This window comes from Nonomuraea sp. NPDC049709, assembly GCF_040674815.1.
Taxonomy (GTDB): domain Bacteria; phylum Actinomycetota; class Actinomycetes; order Streptosporangiales; family Streptosporangiaceae; genus Nonomuraea.
In genome coordinates this window covers 1-1,345 of sequence record NZ_JBFANM010000116.1, presented here as the reverse complement: position 1 = coordinate 1,345, position 1,345 = coordinate 1, and the positions used below count along the sequence as shown (strand labels likewise).

2 protein-coding genes are annotated in these 1,345 nt (G+C 63.9%); one reads left to right on the top strand and one right to left on the bottom strand.

The features are described from left to right. The first annotated feature begins 234 nt into the window (after nt 1–234). Nucleotides 235–684, top strand: coding sequence for a hypothetical protein (locus tag AB0J69_RS56375; RefSeq protein ID WP_364136577.1), 450 nt, complete (start codon nt 235–237; stop codon nt 682–684). Nucleotides 685–730: 46 nt separating this feature from the next. Here AB0J69_RS56375 and AB0J69_RS56370 read toward each other — a convergent pair. Next, on the bottom strand, nt 731–1,345 hold a 615-nt coding region (locus AB0J69_RS56370; RefSeq protein ID WP_364136575.1), incomplete at its 5' end, for a hypothetical protein.

Sequence of the window (1,345 nt, the reverse complement as noted above, 5' to 3'; positions counted from 1 at the left end):
TGGTCATCGCTGCTCATAATGAGTGCGTTACTCACGGTCATGGTGACTGTCTGTGAGGTTACGGATCCGTCTTGGTGCTAATAGTAATGGCGCGCCAGAAAGCCGCTTCTGTCCTATTCCGAAACCGGACAAAGTGATTTAGAGTTCATGGACTGCCGCGAGAGCCTCGGGAAAAGGAACGACGCAGTATGGCCGCCGCATCTGCGTTCGTAGGCAGCCACGAAGGGGTGGACGTTGAAGGGAAGCAACGGGATTCGCTGGATCATCGGCAGCACGGCCGCAGCACTCTGGGTCACCACCGCCCTCACTGCTGGGGCCGGCGTCACGATGCACGTATATCTAGCGGTCTTGCTGGCCACCACAGTGGCCAGCTGCGGGGTTCTGCTCTGCTTGGCGGACGCCATGGCCAGAGCGCGGGTGACCCAGAGCAGCGCGGCGGGGAGGGCCGCGCTCGACGCAAGCGTCCAGGTGCTTACCGGGGCCATAGACCAACACGCCGTGAGGATGGAGAAGGCCACCGCGGTGCATGGCGATCGCCTCCGGCGTGACGTCTTCTCTGCGGAGCGGATCATGACGACGAAGTGGCGAGGCGAAGCGCTTGCCAGCCTCGATGCCTCCCTCGAGGAGGCGGCACGAGCTCGGGGGAGCGACACGGGGCCGCTGCCGAAAATCACGATCAGCTAGTCCCCACTGACGCGCGAAATGGCCGCGAGGTTTACAAGCCTCGCGGCTATTTCTTTTCCCCGGAATCGGGATCTTCAATGAGGCCGCGCTCGATGTAATGGTGACGACGTCGGTCGGCGTAGTCCTTTAGCAAGAGGTTCTTGGTGTCCTCGGGCAGATCGCTGGCCAAGATGTCCTCGACGAGTCGATCGCCCTTCTTCTCCTCACTGAGGGTGAGTTCTTCGGGGCGCGCGAGCCCGCGCTCGACCAGGATGTCGCCGATGGATCGGCCGCGCCCCTGCGCTGCGGCGCGTAGGTCCTCGAGCACCTGGCGCTCGATGACCGAGGCCGGCGGTTCCGGCGTGTGTGTCTCTCCGCCCGGGCCGCCAGGCCGAACCATTGCTTCCTGCCGTTTCGGCTCGAGCTGCTGGGTGCGGACGGATCGGGTCAGGGATCCGGGTTCGAGTTGATAGGCGACCTCCATTGCTGCGATGGTCTCGCGGCTGTAGTTGTCTCGTGCGCCGGTCTCGATGCTGGTGATCATCCGGTACCAGCTGTCGGGGCTGCCGCCGGCGGTGTCCGCTACGAACCGTCGGCGATTCCGGTACACGGGGTTGATCTGGACGCGACGGGCGACCAGGAGATTCCCGAGGGTGGTCCAGTCAGGGGCATCGTCGCTCAT